The organism is Reyranella sp. GW821-FHT14A01 (assembly GCF_058803965.1).
Genome location: NZ_JBXAPM010000010.1, coordinates 151,897 through 172,307 on the forward strand (window position 1 = coordinate 151,897; position 20,411 = coordinate 172,307).

The window sequence follows — 20,411 nt, forward strand, 5'->3', positions numbered from 1 at the left end:
CGTAAAAGGAACAGGTCCCCTAGCTTGAGACGGGAACAGGTGTGCAGCAACCGTATCATAAATTTCCAGACGCAAGGCAGGGCGCGGCCGTGACTATTGTGAATTAAATCGTTGAACGGTGCACGGGAGCGCCCCAAAGTTGACGCCTATCTCGTAAAATTCCGCCTCCTCTCAGATCGGGCCGACGGCGCATGGGTCATATCGGTTACGTAGACGGGCTCTCGCGAGGCCACATCCGCGGGTGGGCGATCGATCTGGAGGCTCCCGGCCGTTGCGTCGTGGTCCATGTCGAAGCGGCGCGCGGAACGGAACGACGACAGGTTGTTGCCGATCGCTATCGGGCCGATGTGCACAAGCAGGGCATTGGAGACGGGTACTGCGGCTTTGCCGTCCCCGCGAAATACTTCGATCCGGCAGCCCGCGTCCGTTTCCTGTGCGGCCGGCCCCTGCGCGAGTTGGGGCGCTTCTCGTTCCGGACCGCGCGCATCAAGGGCACCACCTACAGGAAGGGGCCCCTCGTCCTTCGCCTCGACCGACGCCCCGCCACCGCGGGACTGACCGGTTGGACAGTGAACCGCCAGGACCTCGAGCAGAGGCGGCGGCTGCTCCTTTGTGCAAATGGGCGCATCCTCGTCACCCAGACGGCAACCCTGTTTCGCGAGGACAGCCTCGTGGAGGGAGGCGACGGGCTCCATGGTTTCAGCCTGCCTCCCGTCGACGCTTCGCCGGATCTGGCCATCGTCGATGCCTCTACCGGGACGGCGATCAACCTCCACTGATGATGAGACGTCGCATTGCACTGATCGATGCCCTGCAGACGGATGGTTGGCAGGGGCCGATCCATGCCTTCCGGGAAGCGGCGCGCAGCCTCTCCCGCAGCGGCCACGACGTGATGGCAATCGACGCTTCACAGATCGGTTCGGGCGCTTTTCCCCCGCTCCTCACCGCACAGAACCGGGCCATCGCGACACGACACATGCTGGCAAGCTACCGGATTGCGATGCAGCTGGCCGAGACTCCTCCCGACCTTGTCGTCGCGCCCCTGCAGGGAGGGATCGCCCAGGCCTCGCTCATGGCGAGGGCCTGCGGCGAGGCTTTCGCCGACACGCGCTTTGCGCTGTGGTCCAATGTGCCGTCGCGCGACAGGCTCATCGGCGCAGATGCCCCGGTCACCGATCTCTCGCCGGTGATCGCCGACGCCATGGAGCGCCAGTGTCTGTCCCTGGCTGACGCCCTCATCGTCCACGACGAGTCCAGCCTGCCCCTCTCCCTGGGGGAAGACCTCAATCGGCTTCCGCACGTTTCCTGCCGCCGCGTCACCCGCCCGTCCCAGCCAAGGCTTACGACGGACGTCGATGAGATCGTCTTTGTCGGGACCTTTCAGCGGTCGAGCGGCGCGGCAGAGTTCATCGAAGCCGTGGAGCGACTGGAGAAACGCGGATTGCTGGGCCGGCGTCTGATCACTTTCCTCGGACCGATCAGCGATTCGCGGTACGGCCTCAGCAAGGAGTGGCTGGGGCAGAGAGCTGCCCGATGGACCTTCCGTTTTCGAATCGTCGCCGAATCGAATCGGCAGGCTGCCGTCGCTTTTGCGGGACAGGCGGGCCGGCTTGCCGTGGGTATTTCACCCCACGGCGACGAGCTGGAAGACATTCGGGCCAGTTGTCCCCGTCATGTCACCCACCTGGCGCAACCTATGTCCGACCGCGATCTCCCCTCCCGTCTCGAAGCGGCACTCTCTTCTGCGTTGAACGACGCCGGACGGGATCCGCCTTCGGAAACCGAGATCGACTGGAATGGATTGCTGGAGGGTCTTCTCGATCAGCCAATCCGCATTCGGCAGACATCCTCGCCGAGTGTCTCGGTGTGCGTCCTCCACCATGACCGGCTTACGCTGCTCAAGCGCGCGCTCTCGAGCATCCCCGACACCATCGATGGACGCGATGTCGAGATCATCGTCATCGACAATGCGACCCCCATGAGCGGGATGAAGGGCAGGATCGAAGCCGTCGCGGGCCAGCGGCGCCGGCTCAAGGTCCTGGAGTTGCCGGCACAAGCGACACGATCGGCCGCTTACAACCAGGGGCTCGCCGCGGCGGTAGGCGACGTGGTGGCCTTCCTCGATGACGACAATTTCTATGTTCCTGACGGGCTGAAGCGCCTGGCGGTTGCGACGAGCGTTCACGATATCGTGGTCACCAACCTCGATGTGTTCGACGGCGACGACGCGACGGCGAGTGCCGGCCGCCTCCTCTTCCTGGGCGATGCTCGTTCGGCAGGCCTGTTCTACAATTTCTTCGGCGATACCGCGATGGCGGTGCGGCGGCAGGCCTTTGCCGCCCATGGCGGCTTCCACGACATCGGCTGCGAATATCCGAGCTTCGATTGGGTGAGCCTCGCTAAGGCGTACGGTCTCGGCCTGGGAATAGGCGCTCTGCAATGGCCGGCCGTCAGATATCGTCGCGACACGGCACGGGCCGACAACCAGTCGATAAAGCTGGATGTCGCCAGCGCGCGTGCCCTCGTCTTCAAGTCCTATCGCGGCCGCTTCGATGCCGAGATGCTGGCTCGCTACGCTCAGCATGTCGAGCTTGGCGATCTCTGAGAGACGCGATCATCCCGCCTCGGTGAGGTCGTTTCCCTTCAGAAGAAGGCGTCCCTGCTTCAGGAACACGCCGGTGTCGGCGACGACGACATCGACGCGATGAGCTTGCCCCTGCCTCAGGGCGCGCGGCAGCGCAATCTGGAAACCATAGGCGCCCGTGCCGATATTGAGCGTCTGCAGATCATTGCGCACCATATTCGCGACCACGCGCGCGAGGAATTTTCCATCCACGAACGCCGCCACCTCCACCGAATGCTCCGGATGGTCCGGCTGCCATACCCATCCGCGAATCCTGGAATCGACAATGTCGCAATAGCCCTCATGCCCGGTTTGCTCGAGCGCCGCTGCATCTGCGGGAATGAAGAACTCCCCAAGCACGATATCCGTACCTTTGACGGAGAGCGTAAGATCCCTCGTCCGCCAGTCTCCTGTGAAGCCGAAGGGGCCGCGCCAGATCTTGAACGCGAAACCGCAGCCTCGCGCGTCGCTGCCGGCGGAGGCGATCGCCGGCGAGACGATGTCCGCAACCACCATCCTCGAACGGCGATGATCAATGACGCCCTCGATTTCCACCGCGCGCCCGGGATGGTCGAGATCCTTCATCCAACCATGAATCACGCCGTTGTGAATCCCGAATACCCTGCCGACATAACGACGCCCGTCGCTGGCTTGCCAATGAAAGCCGGTCCCGTTCGCAGGCGCCGATCCGGTCTCCTCATCGGACCGTACGTGTCTCTTGATCGGCTGCAGGGCCCCTGCTGTGCGGCGGCGCCGACGCGGTCGCGAGGCGTCAGGCAACCAGCCAAGCTGGCGCAGCGGGACGGCGACGACACCAAGGAGACTCGCGATGCGGCCCTCACCCCGAAGCGGCCCTCGTCGAATGATGGACGACCCGCCCAGTCGGCCGCGGCGCCCCAGCGCTCTCTGCAGGCCCTTGGCCATGAGGAGTGTTTCACGCAACGCCAGGGGAGCTGCGGCGAGCTGCGGCCTGGCCGAGCGAAATTCGGACGCAGAGCGGCTGTATCTCCTCTTACGCAAGCGATCGCCATCCCATCCATCCACGCTGCAGAGCTCCTGCAGGACGGTTTGGCAGTTCAGGCCCATGAGCTGCGCCTTCGCAACGAGTTCATGGTCGTGTGCGAGGATACCGTAATCTGCCGTAAAGCCCCCGAGAGCGTCGAAAGCCCGCCGTCTGACGAAGATCGGCATCGGCGTGATATCGGTGTGGAAGAACGCCTGGGCCGGATCGCCGAGCAATTCGGCGCTGAGATAGTTGCGGCCTACCACCGGCGACGGGAATACTACGCGGAACAGGCATGTCAGCAGGTCGCTGCGGCTGGTCTGGGCGACCCTGGCAAAAATCGAAAGAGCTTCCCGCCTCAGGGCGGTGCCCGACCAGAGGAAGAACAGGTAGTCGCCCCGGCTTTCGGCGGCCAGGAGATTGAAGGCCGCTCCCGCGCCAAAATCGAACGCGGGCAGGATATTCGCCTGCAAGCCAGCTTCGTTTACCGCAGACATCGCGCGCTGCACGGCGGAAGCATCGTCGGTATCGATCGCGACAAGAATCTCGACGGGTGTCTCGAAGGCGTCGAGCTGCGGCTTGAGGGATGACAACGTCGCGGTGAGGCAATCGTCGTCGTCGGTATGGTATATGCAGATGGCAATGCGATCGGCAGGGGCGCCTAGCTCGCTTTTCGGCCGCTCCAGCAAGTCCTGCAGGAGGCCGCGACCGAGGTCGCCATGGAACCGGCGCCACTGCGCCAGGTTCTCGGCATTGTCGAAACTGGGCGTTGCGACGTATCCACCGTGTTCTATCGCTTCGGCGAGCTTTTCCGAGAGGAAGATCGGATGCGCCGGGCAAAGCACGTGAGGCCAGTCCGACTCCTCGATCAGCTCCGGTGTCCCGCCGGAGTCGGAAGCGACGAACGGGATTCTGCAGATCGCCGCTTCATAGACGGCAAGTGACGAATTCTCGATGATGGAAGGCATCACCGCCAGGCGATCGCCGCCGAGAAGGTATTCCAGCGCTTCGACCTGCTGAAACTCGGAACGGATTTCGACCGTTGCCGGCCAGCTCGCGGTCTCCGACTTGATGTAGTCGACGACATTCTCGCCGTTGTATTCCGCCAGCGCCGCGCCGGCCTTGCCGAGGAATGTTATCCGCTGCGGAAGCGGGCGGTTCTCCCGCAGCAGTCGGTTTATGGCCTGGATGAAGATCAACAGGCCTTTGCGCGCCTCCAGCCTCCCGAAGAAGACGATCTCGGCGATCGGATGACGCGTGCCGTACTGCAGCCCGCGTGCGCTCTGCAGGGGAAGGAGATGGTCGAATGTCGCCACGTTCGGCTGAACATAGGTCCTGTCCGCTGGAACGTTATAGCCCTGGCTGAGCATCCAGCGCAGGAGATGGAGGCTGCCGCCGATGATCATGTCCGCCAGCTCGATGCTGCGCCGCTCGGCGTGGACCTTCGCGATGTCGTCGAGGCGCTCCAGCGGCTGCAGGCCGTACAGCCTGTTCCACAGATAGGGCGAGGATGCCTTCACGATGAAGAGGGTCTTGTTGAGCGCCAGGCCCTGCTGCTTTGCCAGCAGGCTCAGATAGCCGCTGCCCCGCCACTCCGAGACGTGAACCACGTCCATGGGATGGGCGATGAGGTAGCGCAGCAAATTGTAGGATGCATGTGTCCAGCGATCATTGCCCGCCGAGTACCTGTCGACATGGGCATAGTTCGGCACAGGAACGAATCTGATCCCCTTGGCGTCATAGTGCTCGATCCAGTGATCCAGGGTCTCGTTCTCGACTTCGTGGCCCTTCAGATAGAGGATCGTCACATCGTGGTCGCCGGCCAGGAGTTCAGCCAGGGCCGCGTAGGTCGTGCCGATACCACCGTTGCGTACGGGCCCGACCACGTCCTCCGTGGCGATGCAGATCTGCAGCCGCCGTGAAGCGCCGTCGAAGCGCGGAAGCGACTCCAGGCCCGGGAACGTCAGCGACCATGCCACGGAGGTCCGGGGAACGAGCTTCTCGAGATCGCCGATCGGTGCCGGCTGGCACAGCACCTCTTCTATGGCGACACTGCCTACGTCGCGGCTGCCAAGTCGATAGCTAACGTCTTTATCGGCGTCGCGGGTCACCACACCTCCGGGGACAGGCAAGTTGGATCACAGACGGCTGGGCCGGGCACGGGTCATCTGTGCTCGCACGCCGACTGTTACGTCAAGGGGGAAGGTCGCGGGTCGAGGTACCCCCGTCGGATGCCGGTCAGAGGTTCGGCTGGCGAGCGGAAGCCTCGGGACTCTCTTCATGTTTTCGGTTGCCGCCGCGGCCCACTCCTTCATAGGCGAAGCCAAGCGACCGCATTTCGCCGGGATCGAAGATGTTGCGCAGGTCGACGATGCGCGGCTGGCGCATCGCCTCCTTGATGCGGCGCGGATCGAGGCCGCGGAACTCGGGCCATTCGGTGATCACCACAAGGACGTCGGCGCCCGTCACCGCCTCGTAGGCAGTCTTGGCAAAGGTCACGTCTTTGAAGAGATGACCCGATTCGGTCATGCCTTCCGGATCGAATGCCACGATCCGCCCGCCCGCCGCCTGCAGCGCCGGCACGATGTCCAGCGACGGTGCATCGCGCATGTCGTCGGTGTTGGGCTTGAAGGTCAGCCCCAGCACCCCGATCGTCAGCCCCGCCACCGAGCCGCCGCAGAAATCGATGACCTTCTGCGCCATCTTCTTCTTGCGGCTGTTGTTCACCTCGATCACCTGCTCGACGATCGTCTGCGGCGCATTGGCCTCGCGTGCCGTATAGGCCAGCGCCAGCGTATCCTTGGGGAAGCACGAGCCGCCGAACCCCGGACCCGGATGCAGGAACTTCCGCCCGATCCGCCCGTCCAGCCCGATCCCCCGCGCCACGTCGTGCACGTCGGCACCGACCCGCTCGCACAGGTCGGCGATCTCGTTGATGAAGGTGATCTTGGTCGCCAGGAAGGCGTTGCCCGCGTACTTCGTCACCTCCGCCGTCTCGACGTTGGTGAACACCATCGGCGTCTGGATCAGGTTCAGCGGCCGGTAGATCCCCGCCATCACGTCGCGCGCCCGCTGGCTCTCCACCCCGATCACCACCCGGTCGGGCTTCATGAAGTCCTCGATCGCCGCGCCCTCGCGCAGGAACTCCGGGTTCGACACGACGTCGAACTCCGCCGCCGGCCGCGCCTCGCGGATGATGCGCGTCACCTCCCGGCCGGTACCCACCGGCACCGTCGACTTGGTCACCACCACCGTATAGCCGGTGATCGCCCGGGCGATCTCGGCCGCCGCGGCATAGACATAGGACAGGTCGGCATGGCCGTCGCCGCGCCGCGTCGGCGTCCCCACCGCGATGAACACCGCGTCGGCATCGCCCACCGCGGCCGCCAGGTCGGTGCCGAACGACAGGCGGGCGGCCTGCACATTGTCCTCGACCAGCTTGTCGAGACCGGGCTCGAAGATCGGAATCTCGCCTTTCAGCAGCCGCTCGATCTTGCCGGCATCCTTGTCGACGCAAATGACGTCGTGCCCGAACTGGGCGAAGCAGGCACCGGACACCAGTCCGACATAGCCCGAACCGATCATCGCAATACGCATCGCCAACTCTCCTGCCTGGATACGCCCATCGGGCAGCGTACTATCGTTGCGATCCTCGAACCGTCAATGATGGCGATCGCCCGCACTTCTCAAGCCACGCAAAAAGGCGGCCAGGCAGGAGAGGCAGAACTCATTCCAGGTCGGACATCTCGTACAGCGGCCGGACCTCGATCTCGCTCGGCCCCGGCATGGGATTGGGGCAGCGCTTCACCCAGGCGACCGCCTCGTCCATGTCCTTGACTTCCCAGAGCCAGAATCCCGCAAGCTGCTCGCGGGCCGGCGAGAACGGCCCGTCGACGACCGTGCGGCCCGGACCATCGAACGCGATACGCCTGCCCTCCGAGGTCGGCTTCAACCCGTCACCGTCGCGCAGGATGCCGGCCTTCTGAAGCTCGTCGTTGAACTTGCCCATGGCTTCCATCAACGCCGCCGTCTCGGCCGAACGGACGAAGCCTCTCTCGCTGCTCTCGGTCGCCTTCACGAGCACCATCACGCGCATCATCTGTCTCCTGGTTGAAGCCGACTTCATCGGCCCTGTGACGGAACGACGAACGGGGCTCTTCGGAACCGACAGGTCCTTGCGAATTTTTGTGCCGGCTAGAAGCCCGCCGAGATCAACAGTTCGCGCAATTCTGCGGCTGGAGCCCGCGAAAGGCGGTAAAGTGCAACGTAGGGATCTCCACGCAGCCCGAGCGCCGCCGCAAAGGCCGGCTCGGTCCTGGCACCGGCATGCCGCAAACTCAGGACGCGTTCGCGAAGCGCCTCGCCGGCCAGCGCCAGCAACCGCTCCTCGGCAATGAAGTGCCGCCAGCCCTCCTGCAGATCGACCTCGACCGGGCTGGCGAATACTTCGACCGGCCAGTCGCCGAGACTGAATGTCGCCACGAGCGGCCGCCCTTTCGAAATCCACCGCCGCAAGGTCAGCGTGGGCAGCCGATCACGGGATTGCCACAGGCGATCGGCAACGTCATTGGGTTCCGGCGCGTGACCCACCATGTCGATGTCGCTGCCCGCAATCGACACCCCGAGCGGCAAGGTACCGGCGATCCGCGGATCGAAGCCGGCCAGGAGATCGAGGACGCCGCTGTCGCTGAGGGCTTGCCGCCAAGCCGATGCTGTCGTGGGCCTCGTCGGGCTTCGACCTGGGTCAACCAACCCGCACGCTGAATTCATTGCCACGCCCTTCGTCGATCGCGAGCGGCTGCGAGAGATAGCCGTTCGCCGGATCGCGCACATAAGCCACGTAGTCTTTCTCGAACGCATTCTCGCCGAAGATCATGGCACCGGCAGCAAGGTGCGGCTCGATCAGCTTGAGGACTGCCAGATAGAGCGACCACGCGCCATCGACCAGGAGGACATCCACTGGGCCGCCGACATCCTGCAGCGTCTGGAGCGCATCACCCTCGCGGATGTCCACGAGATCCGCGAGGCCTGCCTCTTCGAGATGGGCGCGCGCACGCATCACCTTGTTGGGCGCCAGCTCGGAGCCGATCAGCCGGCCGCCGCCATTGTCCCGGAGCGCCGTCGCCAGATAGAGGGTGGAGATTCCCATGGACGTTCCGAATTCGACGATCCGGGTCGCCTTGCGCGCGCGCACCATCGCGTAGAGGTACCGGCCATAGGCTGGCGAGATGGAGAGAAAGTGTTCGGCGTGACCGCGCCGATACATCGTCCCGTAGTCTGCCCGTTCCTCCCGCATCATCCGGGCGGCGACGACCTCGATCGTCTCTCCAGAGGCTTCGAGCTCGGCCATGATTCTCGTCTTCAAGTCGCGGTCTGCTTCGTCCGCTTCCCGATGCAGTCGTTCCAACGTCTGCGACACCCGTAAGCTGCTGAGCGAATTCATTCATCCTCCTGTCCGAGCCCTTGAGCAGGCCCCTCGACGAGCGCCTCGCGCATCGATAGGAGACTCCCTGTCTGGCGTCATTCCGAAGTCTGGACAGATTGTTATTCGATCCCGCCAACACCCGGTACTTGAGCAGAGCCGATGCCGATCCTCACCGACACCTCTAGCTCCGACGACTGGATCGAGCCGGACGACGTGCCGCGTGCGGTCGTGACCTACGGTATCGCCTCGGTCGATATCGGCGGCTTCGAACTCGATCCGCACAGCCACACCAAGGGCCAGCTCATGCTGGTGCGGCGCGGCGCCCTCAGTTGCGAGGTCGAAAGCGGCCTCTGGATCGTCCCGCCGGGCAGCGCCATCTGGATTCCCGGCGGCGTCCTCCATGCCATCAGGGCGACGGGGCCGCTGGAAGGCTATAACGCCTTCATCGCCCCCGACGTCGACGCGGGCCTGCCGGCATCCTGCTCCGCCGTCTCCGTGACGCCGCTGCTGCGGGAGCTCCTGCTCCGTGCCGCGACCTTGCCTCTCTTCTATGAAGAAGGCGGCGCGAACACGCGTTTGATGGCGGTGCTGCTCGACGAGATCGCCAACGCGCGGATCGAGGATCTCCACCTGCCCATGCCCAACGATCCTCGTCTGCGCCGGATGATCGACGCCATGATGGCGGCGCCCTCAGACCGGGGTTCACTGGCGATCTGGGCGAAGCGCGCCGGCATGAGCGAGCGATCCCTTCTCCGCCTGATCGGCCGGGAGACCGGCATGAGTCTCGGTCGATGGCGTCAGCAGCTCAGCGTCATGCTAGCCGTGAAGTGGCTCGCCGGCGGGGCGTCCATCCAGCAGGTCACGGCGGATCTTGGCTACGAGAGCGTGCCGAGCTTCGTGACCATGTTCCGCAAGGTGCTCGGCACGTCGCCTGGCCGCTACATGGCAGAGCGCCACAAGGACTCCCGCGCCCGCAGATGAACTTGCGAAAAGGAACGCCACACCGTATATACTTGGGAGTATATACACGAGAGTCCCATGCCGCAGTTCGCCAAGGTGTTTCGCTCCGGCAACTCCCAGGCCGTCCGCCTGCCGAAGGACTTCCGCTTCGACGTCGAGGAGGTCGAGGTTTCGCGGGAGGGCGACGCCGTGATCCTGCGGCCTCGCCGGGGCGCATCGACACGGTGGGCCTCCTTGCGGGCCGCCGTGGACCGGGGATTCAGCCCGGACTTCATGGCCGACGGCCGGCAGCAACCCGACGATCAGAACCGGCGCGAGCTCGATAAAGCATTCGACTGATGGCCTGGCTGCTCGACACCAATGCCATCATTGCGCTCGTGACGCGCCGGTCGGAGACCCTGCTGCGTCACGTGCAGGCGGCAGAGCCTGGAACGCTGACCACCTCCTCCATCGTCGCGCACGAGCTTTACTTCGGCGCCTATCGCAGCCAGAGGATCGAGTTCAATCTCGAGACGCTGCGCCTGCTCTTTGCGGATATCGTCATCCTCGACCTCGACCGCGAAGACGCCCGCACGTCCGGCGAGATCAGGGCCTCGCTCGCGCGCCAGGGCACGCCGATCGGCCCCTATGACGTGCTCATCGCCGGCCAGGCAAGAGCGCGCGGCATGGTCCTCGTCACCAACAACCTCGCCGAGTTCCAGCGCGTCGAGGGACTCGAAGTCGAAGACTGGATGCAGGGCCGGCAGTAGCGCATTTCGTAGCACGACGATTATTGCCAATTTGGGCAAGTCGCACGCGGCGCAGAAATGTCCTCTCTACTGCCCCGGATGGAGACCTGGCGCCTCCTTGCCTGTCTTGGCCACATATTCCGTGTAGCCGCCACCATATTGGTGCACGCCCTCAGGCGTGACTTCCAGCACCCGGTTCGACAGCGCGGCCAGGAAGTGGCGGTCATGTGACACGAACAACATCGTGCCTTCGAAGTCTGCCAGCGCGGCGACCAGCATTTCCTTGGTGGCCATGTCGAGATGGTTGGTCGGCTCGTCGAGCACGAGGAAGTTCGGCGGGTCGAACAGCATCTTGGCCATGACCAGCCGCGCCTTCTCGCCGCCGGACAGCACACGGCACGGCTTCTCGACATCGTCGCCGGAGAAGCCGAAGCAGCCGGCCAGCGACTTCAGCGCGCCCGTGCCCGCCTGCGGGAACGACCCGTCCAGCGATTCGAAGATCGTGTCGTCGCCGTCCAGCAGGTCCATCGAGTGCTGCGCGAAGTAGCCCATCTTCACGCTGGCGCCCAGGGTCACGCTGCCATCGTCCGGCTCGGTCGCGCCGGCCACCAGCTTCAGCAGCGTGGACTTGCCCGCGCCGTTGGCGCCCAGCACGCACCAGCGCTCCTTGCGGCGCATGCGGAAATCGAGCCCGGAATAGATCGGCTGCGTGCCGTAGCCCTTGTGGACGTTCTTGAAGCTCACGACGTCCTCGCCCGAGCGCGGCGGTGAGCGGAACTCGAACATGATCGACTGGCGACGCCGCGGCGGCTCCACCTTCTCGATCTTGTCGAGCTTCTTCACCCGGCTCTGCACCTGGGCGGCGTGGGACGCGCGCGCCTTGAAGCGCTCGATGAACTTCATCTCCTTGGCCAGCATCGCCTGCTGGCGCTCGAACTGCGCCTGGCGCTGCTTCTCGCCCAGTGCCCGCTGAACCTCGTAGAAGTCGAAGTTGCCCGAATAGGTGGTGAGTGCGCCGCCGTCGATCTCGATGACCTTGCCGACGATGCGGTTCATGAACTCGCGGTCGTGCGAGGTCATCAGCAGCGCACCCTCGTAATCTTTTAGGAAGTCCTCGAGCCAGATCAGGCTTTCGAGATCGAGATGGTTGGAGGGCTCGTCGAGCAGCATGCCGTCGGGCCGCATCAGCAGGATGCGGGCCAGCGCCACGCGCATTTTCCAGCCGCCGGAGAGCAGCCCGACATCGCCGTCCATCCGCTCCTGGCTGAACGAAAGCCCGGCCAGCACCTCGCGCGCCCGCGCATCGAGTGCGTAGCCGTCCAGCTCCTCGAAGCGCCCCTGCACCTCGCCGTAGCGCTCGATGAGCGCCTCCAAGTTGTCGGCCTGCTCGGGATCGGCCATCGCCGCCTCAAGCTGGGCGATCTCGACCGCCAGCGCACTCACCGGCCCGACGCCGTCCATCACCGCCGCGACGGCGCTCATGCCCGACATTTCACCGACGTCCTGGCTGAAATAGCCGATGGTCATGCCGGGATCGATCGTCACCTGGCCGTCATCGGGCTGTTCCTGCCCCGAGATCATCCGGAACAGCGTGGTCTTGCCGGCGCCGTTGGGCCCGACCAGGCCTGCCTTTTCCCCCTTCTGGAGGCCCATCGACGCGTCGATGAACAGGATCTGGTGGCCGTTCTGCTTGCTGATGTTGTCGAGGCGAATCATGCGGGCGTTGCTGGCGGTAAAGCGGGATCAACGCAAGCACGGCCGGGTTACGATATTGCGGCTGATTGTCTCCCTGCCTCCAACCGATCGCTCGCGATTTTACCTCGCTTAACCACCTCCATGCCGGCTCCGATGATAATCAGGTCGCGACCCGCGAAGGCTCGAACGGAGAGAACCCATGACACAGCATGTCCTGTTCATCGTCACCAATGCTTCGGTGATCGGCCCACACAATCGCAAGACCGGCTTCTTCTTCGCCGAGGTGGCCCATCCCTTCGAGGTGCTCGACAGGGCAGGCATCGCGATCGAGTTCGCCTCGCCGGCCGGCGGATGGACGCCCTACGACGCCTACGACGAGAAGGATCCCGCCCAGAAGGAGTTCCTGGAGAGCAAGGCGTTTCGCCGCCTGAACCACAGCCGCAAGCTGTCCGAAGTGGACGCCGCGGACTACGACGCCATTCTGGTTCCCGGCGGGCTCGGCCCCATGGTCGACATCGCGCGCAACAGGGACGTGCAGCGGGCCGTCGTACGTGCCTGGAGCACCAACAAGATCGTGACTGCTGTCTGTCACGGCCCCTGCTCGCTGCTCGGCGTGGACCTCGGTGACGGCACGCCCTTCGTGCGCGGCAAGAAGCTCACCTCGTTCTCGACGAAGGAAGAATTCGACTATGCCCGCGAGGACGTCCCCTACGAACTCGAGGACGCGCTGAGGGCCGAAGGCGCCGACTACTCGTCGGTGGCCAACTGGCAGCCCCACGTCGTGGTCGACGGCCGCCTCATCACCGGCCAGAACCCCGCCTCGGCGGGACCGTTGGCGAAGGAGCTGCTCGCCGCCCTCAAGCGGATTGCCGCGTCGGCGTGACCTGAACGAACCGCCCCGGCACCGGTTGAAGCCATCCGAGCAGGACATGTCTTGACGGCGGTCGCCGAGGCTGGCGAACTCGCCCGATGGACATCCTGTTTGTTCATCAGAACTATCCGGGTCAATTCCGGGAGATAGTTCCGACGCTCGCCGCGACCGGCCGGCATCGCATCGTGTTCCTGACGCAGCAGACCAGGCTGCCCCAGGCCAAGGACCACATGATTGCGGTCTACGAGTCCGCCCACAAACCCGCCAAGGATGCGTGGAAGTATTCAGCCTGGTTCGAGGAATCGATCGGCAATGCGATCGGCGCCGGCGACGCGTGCAAGGTGCTCAAGCAGAACGGCTTCAAGCCGGACCTCGTCGTCGGACATGCCAATTGGGGGGAGCTTCTCTACATCAAGGAAACCTGGCCCGATGCTCCCCTGCTCGGCTATTTCGAGTACTACTTCATCGCCAAGGGTGGCCTGGTCGGGTTCGATCCGGAATTCCCCGAAGCCGGTGACATCGGCCCGCGCCTGTTCGCGAACAACGCCATCAATCACCTGAGCTTCGAGCGGTGCGACTTCGGATTCACCGCCACCGAGTGGCAGAAGGCCACGCATCCGCCGTCGATGCAGGACAGGATCACCGTCGTCCACGAAGGTATCCGAACCGACCGCCTGATCCCGGATCACGATAGCGATTTCGCCGTCGAATTCGCCACGGCAAGGTTTGCACGCGGCGAGGAGATCGTGACCTACGTCGCCCGCAGCCTCGAGCCGGCGCGCGGCTTCCACACGCTGATGAGATCCCTGCCGCGACTCCAGGCGCTGCGACCGAAGGCACGGGTTGCCATTGTCGGTGGAGACGATGTCTCCTACGGCCGCAGGCTTGCCGAAGGACACACCTTCCGTGACTGGCTGACCCGCGAGTTGGGTGATTCGGTCGACTGGTCCCGCGTCCACTTCCTCGGGCGGGTTCCCTACGGAAAGCTGATCGGTCTGATCAAACTCGCCCGCTGCCACGTCTATCTCACCGTGCCCTTCATTCCATCCTGGTCGATGCTGGAGGCCATGGCGCTTGAGAAGACCATCGTATCGAGCGACGTCGCCCCGGTTCGCGAGATCATGACCGACGGGAAGACGGGACTTCTGGTTGATTTCTTCCAGCCGGTGCAACTTGCCGAGCGGATTGCCGATGTCCTCGCCGACGGCTCAAATTTCAGGACGATCGGGACTGCCGCGCGTGAAAGGCTGGTGACCGAGTATGATTTTTCGACACGAACGTTTCCCAAGTGGTGCGCGTTCGTGAATGCGCGGCTCCCGGCAGGGCTTCAGCTGGAACAGTCGACTGGTCACAGATAAGTCACAGGCGACAAGCTGTTTCCCCTACCAGGAAACCAGCTATCCAGTGCGAGAACCAAACCTCAAATCCTGAAGAGTATCTGTCTCTTAGGCGCCGGAACTGCCAACAGGGTTGAGCCTCTTCGATCCGCATGACGTCGGACTGCGAATTTCCGGTTCGAGCACACTTCAACTAAACTCATGATGGCTGCGCGAAAGTTTACTACGAACACCGGGTAACAGTTTCGCTTGCGGGCGTTGCAAACGCTTCCGTCCACGCGATGGACGAGGAAATCACATTCCAGGGCTGAGAAACAGCTGAGCAACCGGCAACGGGAGGCGGCACATGGCGACCATCTTTGGAACGGCGAACAACGACACCATCACACCAACATTGGTATCGGCCGGCGTAACCGGAGGCGTTCCATCGGGCGCTGCCGACTTCATCAGTGGTGGCGACGGCAACGACACCATCAATGGCGGCGGCGGATCGGACACCGCTTTCGGCGGCAACGGCAACGACTACATCTTCGCCGTCCTCGGAACGCCCGAATCGATCAATGGCGGGGCCGGCATCGACACGCTCGACACCACCGCCTTCGCCGGCAACTACGTCGTCAACCTCGCGACCGGCCTGACCAATTTCGCCGGCGAGTCCTTCGTCGCCATGGAGAATCTGATCTCCGGCGCCGGCAACGACAGCCTCACCGGCACAGGAGCCGCGAACCTCATCAGCGGTGGCGACGGCAACGACACGATCAACGGCGCCGGCGGATCGGACACCGCCCTGGGCGGCAACGGCAACGACTACATCTTCGCCGTGCTCGGCACGCCCGAATCGATCAACGGCGGGGCCGGCACGGACACGCTCGATACCACGGCCTTCACCGGCAATTACGTGGTCAACCTCACGACCGGCCTGACCAACTTCGCGGGCGAGTCCTTCGTCGCCATGGAGAACCTGATCTCCGGCATCGGCAGCGACAGCCTCACCGGTACGACCGGCGCCAATCTCATCAGCGGTGGCGACGGCAACGACACCATCAATGGCGCCGGCGGGGCCGATACCTCCCTCGGCGGCAACGGCAACGACTACATCTTCGCCGTGCTGGGCACGCCGGAATCGATCAACGGCGGCGCTGGGATCGATACGCTCGACACCACGGCCTTCACCGGCAACTACGTGGTCAACCTCGCGACCGGCCTGACCAATTTCGCCGGCGAGTCCTTCGTCGCCATGGAGAACCTGATCTCCGGCTCCGGCAATGACAGCCTCACCGGTACCGCGGCTGCGAATCTCATCAGCGGTGGCGACGGCAACGACACGATCAACGGCGCCGGTGGCGCGGATACGTCCCTGGGCGGCAACGGCAACGACTACATCTTCGCCGTGCTCGGAACGCCGGAGTCGATCGACGGCGGGGCCGGCAACGACACGCTCGACACCACGGCCTTCACCGGCAACTACGTAGTCAACCTGACGACTGGCCTGACCAACTTCGCCGGCGAGTCCTTCGTCGCCATGGAAAACCTGCTCTCCGGCATCGGCAACGACAGCCTCACCGGCACAGGAGCCGCAAACCTCATCAGCGGCGGCGACGGCAACGACACCATCAATGGCGCCGGCGGCGCGGATACGTCCCTCGGCGGCAACGGCAACGACTACATCTTCGCCGTGCTGGGCACGCCGGAGTCGATCAACGGCGGCGCCGGCATCGATACGCTCGACACCACCGCCTTCACCGGCAACTACGTCGTCAACCTCGCCACCGGCCTGACCAACTTCGCCGGCGAGTCCTTTGTCGCCATGGAGAACCTGATCTCCGGCGCCGGCAATGACAGCCTGACCGGTACTGCCGCGGCAAATCTCATCAGCGGCGGCGACGGCAACGACACGATCAACGGCGCCGGCGGCGCGGATACATCCCTCGGCGGCAACGGCAACGACTACATCTTCGCCGTGTTGGGCACGCCGGAGTCGATCAACGGTGGGGCCGGTGTCGACACGCTCGACACCACCGCCTTTACCGGCGACTACGTGGTCAACCTGACGACCGGCCTGACCAACTTCGCGGGCGAATCCTTCGTCGCCATGGAGAACCTGACTTCAGGCTCCGGCAACGACAGCCTCACCGGCACCGCCGGCGCAAACGTCATCAATGGCGGCGCCGGGAACGACACCATCAACGGTCTCGGCGGCAATGACAGGCTCAATGGCGGGACCGGCAACGACAGCATCATCGGCGGCGACGGCAACGACACCATCAATGGCGGCGGCGGGGCGGACACAGCCCTCGGCGGCAACGGCAACGACTACATCTTCGCCGTCCTCGGCACGCCGGAGTCGATCGACGGCGGCGCCGGCACGGACACGCTCGATACCACGGCCTTCACCGGCAATTACGTGGTCAACCTCGCGACCGGCCTGACCAACTTCGCGGGCGAATCCTTCGTCAACATGGAGAACCTGATCTCCGGTATCGGCAACGACAGCCTCACCGGCACAGGAGCCGCGAACCTCATCAGCGGCGGCGACGGCAACGACACGATCAACGGCGCGGGTGGATCGGACACCGCCCTGGGCGGCAACGGCAACGACTACATCTTCGCCGTGCTCGGTACGCCCGAGTCGATCAACGGCGGGGCCGGCATCGACACGCTCGACACCACCGCCTTCACCGGAAATTACGTGGTCAACCTCACCACCGGACTTACCAATTTCGCGGGCGAGTCCTTCGTCGCCATGGAGAACCTGATCTCCGGCATCGGCAGCGACAGCCTCACCGGTACGACCGGCGCCAATCTCATCAGCGGTGGCGACGGCAACGACACCATCAATGGCGCCGGCGGGGCCGATACCTCCCTCGGCGGCAACGGCAACGACTACATCTTCGCCGTGCTGGGCACGCCGGAATCGATCAACGGCGGCGCTGGGATCGACACGCTCGACACCACGGCCTTCACCGGCAACTACGTGGTCAACCTCGCGACCGGCCTGACCAACTTCGCGGGCGAATCCTTCGTCGCCATGGAGAACCTGATCTCCGGCATCGGCAACGACAGCCTCACCGGTACCGCGGCTGCGAATCTCATCAGCGGCGGCGACGGCAACGACACGATCAACGGCGCCGGCGGCGCGGACACATCCCTGGGCGGCAACGGCAACGACTACATCTTCGCCGTGCTCGGTACGCCCGAGTCGATCGACGGCGGTGCCGGCATCGACACGCTCGATACGACCGCCTTCACCGGCAACTATATGGTCAACCTGACGACCGGCCTCACCAACTTCGCCGGCGAATCCTTCGTCAACATGGAGAACCTGATCTCCGGCGTCGGCAATGACAGCCTCGTCGGTACCGTCGGCGCCAATCTCATCAGCGGCGGCGATGGCAACGATACGATCAATGGCGGGGCCGGCAACGACAGCCTCAATGGCGGGGCCGGCAACGACGCCATCGTCGGCGGTGACGGCAACGACACGATCAACGGTGGCGGCGGAGCCGATACCGCCCTCGGTGGCGGCGGCAACGATTACATCTTCGCCGTGCTCGGCGCGCCGGAATCGATCAACGGCGGCGGAGGTGTCGACACGCTCGACACCACGGCCTTCACCGGCAACTACGTGGTCAATCTGGCCACCGGCCTGACCAATTTCGCGGGCGAATCCTTCGTCGCCATGGAGAACCTGGTCTCCGGCATCGGCAACGACAGCCTGACCGGCACGGCCACCGCCAATCTCATCAGCGGCGGCGACGGCAGCGACACGATCAACGGCGGCGGCGGGGCCGACACCGCCCTCGGCGGCAACGGTAACGACTACATCTTCGCCGTGCTGGGCACGCCGGAGTCGATCGATGGCGGCGCCGGTGTCGACACGCTCGACACCACCGCCTTCACCGGCAACTACGTCGTCAACCTCACCACCGGCCTGACCAACTTCGCGGGCGAATCCTTCGTCGCCATGGAGAACCTGGTCTCCGGCATCGGCAACGACAACCTCACCGGCACCGCCGGCGGCAACGTCATCAACGGCGGCGACGGCAACGACACGATCAATGGCGGTAGCGGCAACGACAACCTCCTTGGCGGCGCCGGCAACGACAGCATCATCGGCGGGGCCGGCAACGACAGACTCACCGGCGGCACCGGTGCGGACCGCCTGACCGGTGGCTTGAATGCCGACACGTTCGATTTCAACTCGATCGCCGAGAGTACGGTTGCCGCCGCGGGACGCGACGTCATCCTGGGCTTCAGCCAGGCGGAGGTGGACAGGATCGACCTCTCCACCATCGATGCGAATTCGACCGTCGCGGGCAACCAGGCCTTCACCTTCATCGCGGCCGCCGCCTTCTCCGGCACGGCCGGCGAACTGCGTTACGCCGCGAGCGGCGCCAACACGCTGGTGCTGGCCGACACCAATGGCGATGCCACGGCGGATTTCAGCATCCTCGTGGCCGGCGCCGTCGTGTTCAACGCCACGGACTTCATTCTCTGATCGGGTCGGACGGGCCGCGCATCGACGAGGGATCGCCTCGTCCTTGCGCGGCCGACCGCACGATCTATCTTGATTCCTTGAGCCGAATAGTGCGAGTAATTCTTAACTGCCAGCCGTGAGCCAGCTCCCTCTCACCCGGAGACGGCTCATGCGCCCCAGGATCATCTCGGTTTCGGCCACTCTCGCCCTCCTGCCCTCGATGGCCTTCGCCCATCCCGGCCATGAGGAGACGGCGACCTTCATGCAGGGCCTGCTCCATCCCCTCTCCGGGGCCGATCACCTCCTGGCGATGGTGATGGTCGGGCTGTTCGCCGTGCAGCTGGGCGGGCGGGCGCTGTGGCTCCTGCCCTCGACTTTCCTGGCCGCCATGGTGGCCGGTAGCCTCGCGGGCCTGTCTGGCATCGCAACATCCGCCACGGAGATCGGCATCGCGCTGTCGGTCGTCGGGCTCGGCGCCATCGTCGCCTTCCGCATCCGCACGCCACTAACGGTCGCCACGCCGCTGGTCGCCGCGGTGGCGCTGGTCCACGGGCACGCCCACGGAGCCGAGGCGCACGGCGCCCTCTCGCTCGCCTATATCGTTGGCTTCCTCGCCGCGACGGCCGGTCTGCTTCTCGTCGGGATGCTCACCGGCCGGGGCATCGCCCGTATCGCCACCCACATCACCCGGGGCAGGCTGACCGCGACCTGAGTCGGGCACGGGAGCCAGTCCCATGGCCCGTTCGCCCAAGCCCGCCCTTCTCGTCGCCGCCCTGCCCGCCTCGCCGGAGGCGGCGCCTGCCATCCGGCGAGACGACCGGCCGTGGAAGGAACTGACGACCTCCGCCAACGCCGCCTTCGCGGCGAAGCGGTGGGACGTGGCCGAGCGCCTCTACCTCGAGGCGCTCGCGGAAGCCGACACGATCTTCAGCGCCTGGTGCGAGGGACGGCTGGCCGGGACCGCCGATCCGGCGCCCATGCTGGTCGTCGCCACCGCGAACCTGGTCGAATGCTGGCTGGTCGCGGGTCAGGTCGTCCGCGCCGCCGACCATCTCGTCGCGCTCCGCCAACGCCTGTGCGCAGCCATCGACTCCCGAACGGTGAAACCCGAAGTCCGCGACCAATGCTTCCAGCAGCTGCGCCCGCTGGTCGCCGAGCTGCTCGACAAGCTGCCGCGCGCCGGCTGGCCGCAGGGCCGGACCGAGCGCGAGGCCCTGCAGGTGAAGGATGTCGCGCTGCGCTACCTCGCGAAGAACACCACCACACACTGAGGCAAAGAGAAGGACCCGCCG

16 protein-coding genes are annotated in these 20,411 nt (G+C 64.9%); 10 read left to right on the plus strand and 6 right to left on the minus strand.

The annotated features are described in order from the left end of the window. Window positions 1-191 precede the first annotated feature (191 nt). Window positions 192-779 (plus strand): hypothetical protein, encoded by a 588-nt coding sequence (locus AC1ROX_RS18920; RefSeq protein WP_493127926.1) that lies wholly within the window; start codon window positions 192-194, stop codon window positions 777-779. Then, the gene (locus AC1ROX_RS18925) at window positions 779-2,605 is read left to right on the plus strand and encodes a glycosyltransferase family 2 protein (protein WP_493127928.1); all 1,827 of its coding nucleotides are present in this window, start codon (window positions 779-781) and stop codon (window positions 2,603-2,605) included. The genes AC1ROX_RS18920 and AC1ROX_RS18925 overlap by 1 nt, the downstream gene beginning before the upstream one ends. Before the next feature lie 9 nt (window positions 2,606-2,614). Here the strand turns inward: AC1ROX_RS18925 and AC1ROX_RS18930 are convergent, their stop codons facing one another. The 5 genes from AC1ROX_RS18930 to AC1ROX_RS18950 form a co-directional block, all read right to left on the minus strand. Beyond that, window positions 2,615-5,737 carry a glycosyltransferase gene (locus tag AC1ROX_RS18930; RefSeq protein ID WP_493127930.1) on the minus strand — a complete coding sequence of 1,041 codons (3,123 nt, stop codon included), beginning with the start codon at window positions 5,735-5,737 and terminating at the stop codon, window positions 2,615-2,617. A 127-nt stretch (window positions 5,738-5,864) separates the two neighbouring features. Then, on the minus strand, window positions 5,865-7,223 hold the full coding sequence (locus AC1ROX_RS18935; protein ID WP_493127932.1) for a UDP-glucose dehydrogenase family protein: 1,359 nt from the start codon (window positions 7,221-7,223) through the stop codon (window positions 5,865-5,867). A gap of 130 nt (window positions 7,224-7,353) precedes the next feature. Then, window positions 7,354-7,722: a YciI family protein gene (locus tag AC1ROX_RS18940; RefSeq protein WP_493128202.1), complete on the minus strand. Its 369-nt coding sequence runs from the start codon at window positions 7,720-7,722 to the stop codon at window positions 7,354-7,356. Window positions 7,723-7,820: 98 nt separating this feature from the next. Then, window positions 7,821-8,396: a DUF4269 domain-containing protein gene (locus AC1ROX_RS18945; protein ID WP_493127933.1), complete on the minus strand. Its 576-nt coding sequence runs from the start codon at window positions 8,394-8,396 to the stop codon at window positions 7,821-7,823. Further along, a complete protein-coding gene (locus tag AC1ROX_RS18950) occupies window positions 8,371-9,069 on the minus strand; it encodes an O-methyltransferase (RefSeq protein WP_493127936.1) in 699 nt (232 codons plus the stop codon). The genes AC1ROX_RS18945 and AC1ROX_RS18950 overlap by 26 nt, the downstream gene beginning before the upstream one ends. A 141-nt stretch (window positions 9,070-9,210) precedes the next feature. Between AC1ROX_RS18950 and AC1ROX_RS18955 the strand changes: the two genes are divergently transcribed. From AC1ROX_RS18955 to AC1ROX_RS18965, 3 genes are read left to right on the plus strand one after another with little or no spacing between them, the layout of a single operon-like run. Continuing rightward, window positions 9,211-10,032 carry an AraC family transcriptional regulator gene (locus AC1ROX_RS18955; RefSeq protein ID WP_493127937.1) on the plus strand — a complete coding sequence of 274 codons (822 nt, stop codon included), beginning with the start codon at window positions 9,211-9,213 and terminating at the stop codon, window positions 10,030-10,032. Between the two features lie 57 nt (window positions 10,033-10,089). Beyond that, window positions 10,090-10,350 (plus strand): antitoxin, encoded by a 261-nt coding sequence (locus AC1ROX_RS18960; protein WP_493127939.1) that lies wholly within the window; start codon window positions 10,090-10,092, stop codon window positions 10,348-10,350. Then, window positions 10,347-10,760 carry a type II toxin-antitoxin system VapC family toxin gene (locus tag AC1ROX_RS18965; protein ID WP_493128204.1) on the plus strand — a complete coding sequence of 138 codons (414 nt, stop codon included), beginning with the start codon at window positions 10,347-10,349 and terminating at the stop codon, window positions 10,758-10,760. Before AC1ROX_RS18960 ends, AC1ROX_RS18965 begins: the two co-directional genes overlap by 4 nt. A 66-nt stretch (window positions 10,761-10,826) precedes the next feature. Here the strand turns inward: AC1ROX_RS18965 and AC1ROX_RS18970 are convergent, their stop codons facing one another. Continuing rightward, entirely contained in the window at window positions 10,827-12,455 is a 1,629-nt protein-coding gene (locus tag AC1ROX_RS18970) for an ABC-F family ATP-binding cassette domain-containing protein (RefSeq protein WP_493127941.1), read from the minus strand. A 178-nt stretch (window positions 12,456-12,633) separates the two neighbouring features. On the opposite strand from AC1ROX_RS18970, the gene AC1ROX_RS18975 reads away from it, so the two are divergent. From AC1ROX_RS18975 to AC1ROX_RS18995, 5 genes are all read left to right on the plus strand, one after another. Next, entirely contained in the window at window positions 12,634-13,317 is a 684-nt protein-coding gene (locus AC1ROX_RS18975) for a type 1 glutamine amidotransferase domain-containing protein (RefSeq protein WP_493127943.1), read from the plus strand. 86 nt (window positions 13,318-13,403) lie between these two features. Then, entirely contained in the window at window positions 13,404-14,663 is a 1,260-nt protein-coding gene (locus AC1ROX_RS18980; protein ID WP_493127945.1) for a glycosyltransferase, read from the plus strand. A gap of 325 nt (window positions 14,664-14,988) precedes the next feature. Then, complete coding sequence (locus AC1ROX_RS18985) at window positions 14,989-19,140, plus strand: beta strand repeat-containing protein (RefSeq protein ID WP_493127947.1); 4,152 nt, start codon at window positions 14,989-14,991, stop codon at window positions 19,138-19,140. A gap of 148 nt (window positions 19,141-19,288) precedes the next feature. Beyond that, window positions 19,289-19,831: a HupE/UreJ family protein gene (locus tag AC1ROX_RS18990; RefSeq protein ID WP_493127949.1), complete on the plus strand. Its 543-nt coding sequence runs from the start codon at window positions 19,289-19,291 to the stop codon at window positions 19,829-19,831. A gap of 22 nt (window positions 19,832-19,853) precedes the next feature. Beyond that, window positions 19,854-20,390 carry a DUF2753 family protein gene (locus AC1ROX_RS18995; protein ID WP_493127951.1) on the plus strand — a complete coding sequence of 179 codons (537 nt, stop codon included), beginning with the start codon at window positions 19,854-19,856 and terminating at the stop codon, window positions 20,388-20,390. Window positions 20,391-20,411 lie beyond the last annotated feature (21 nt).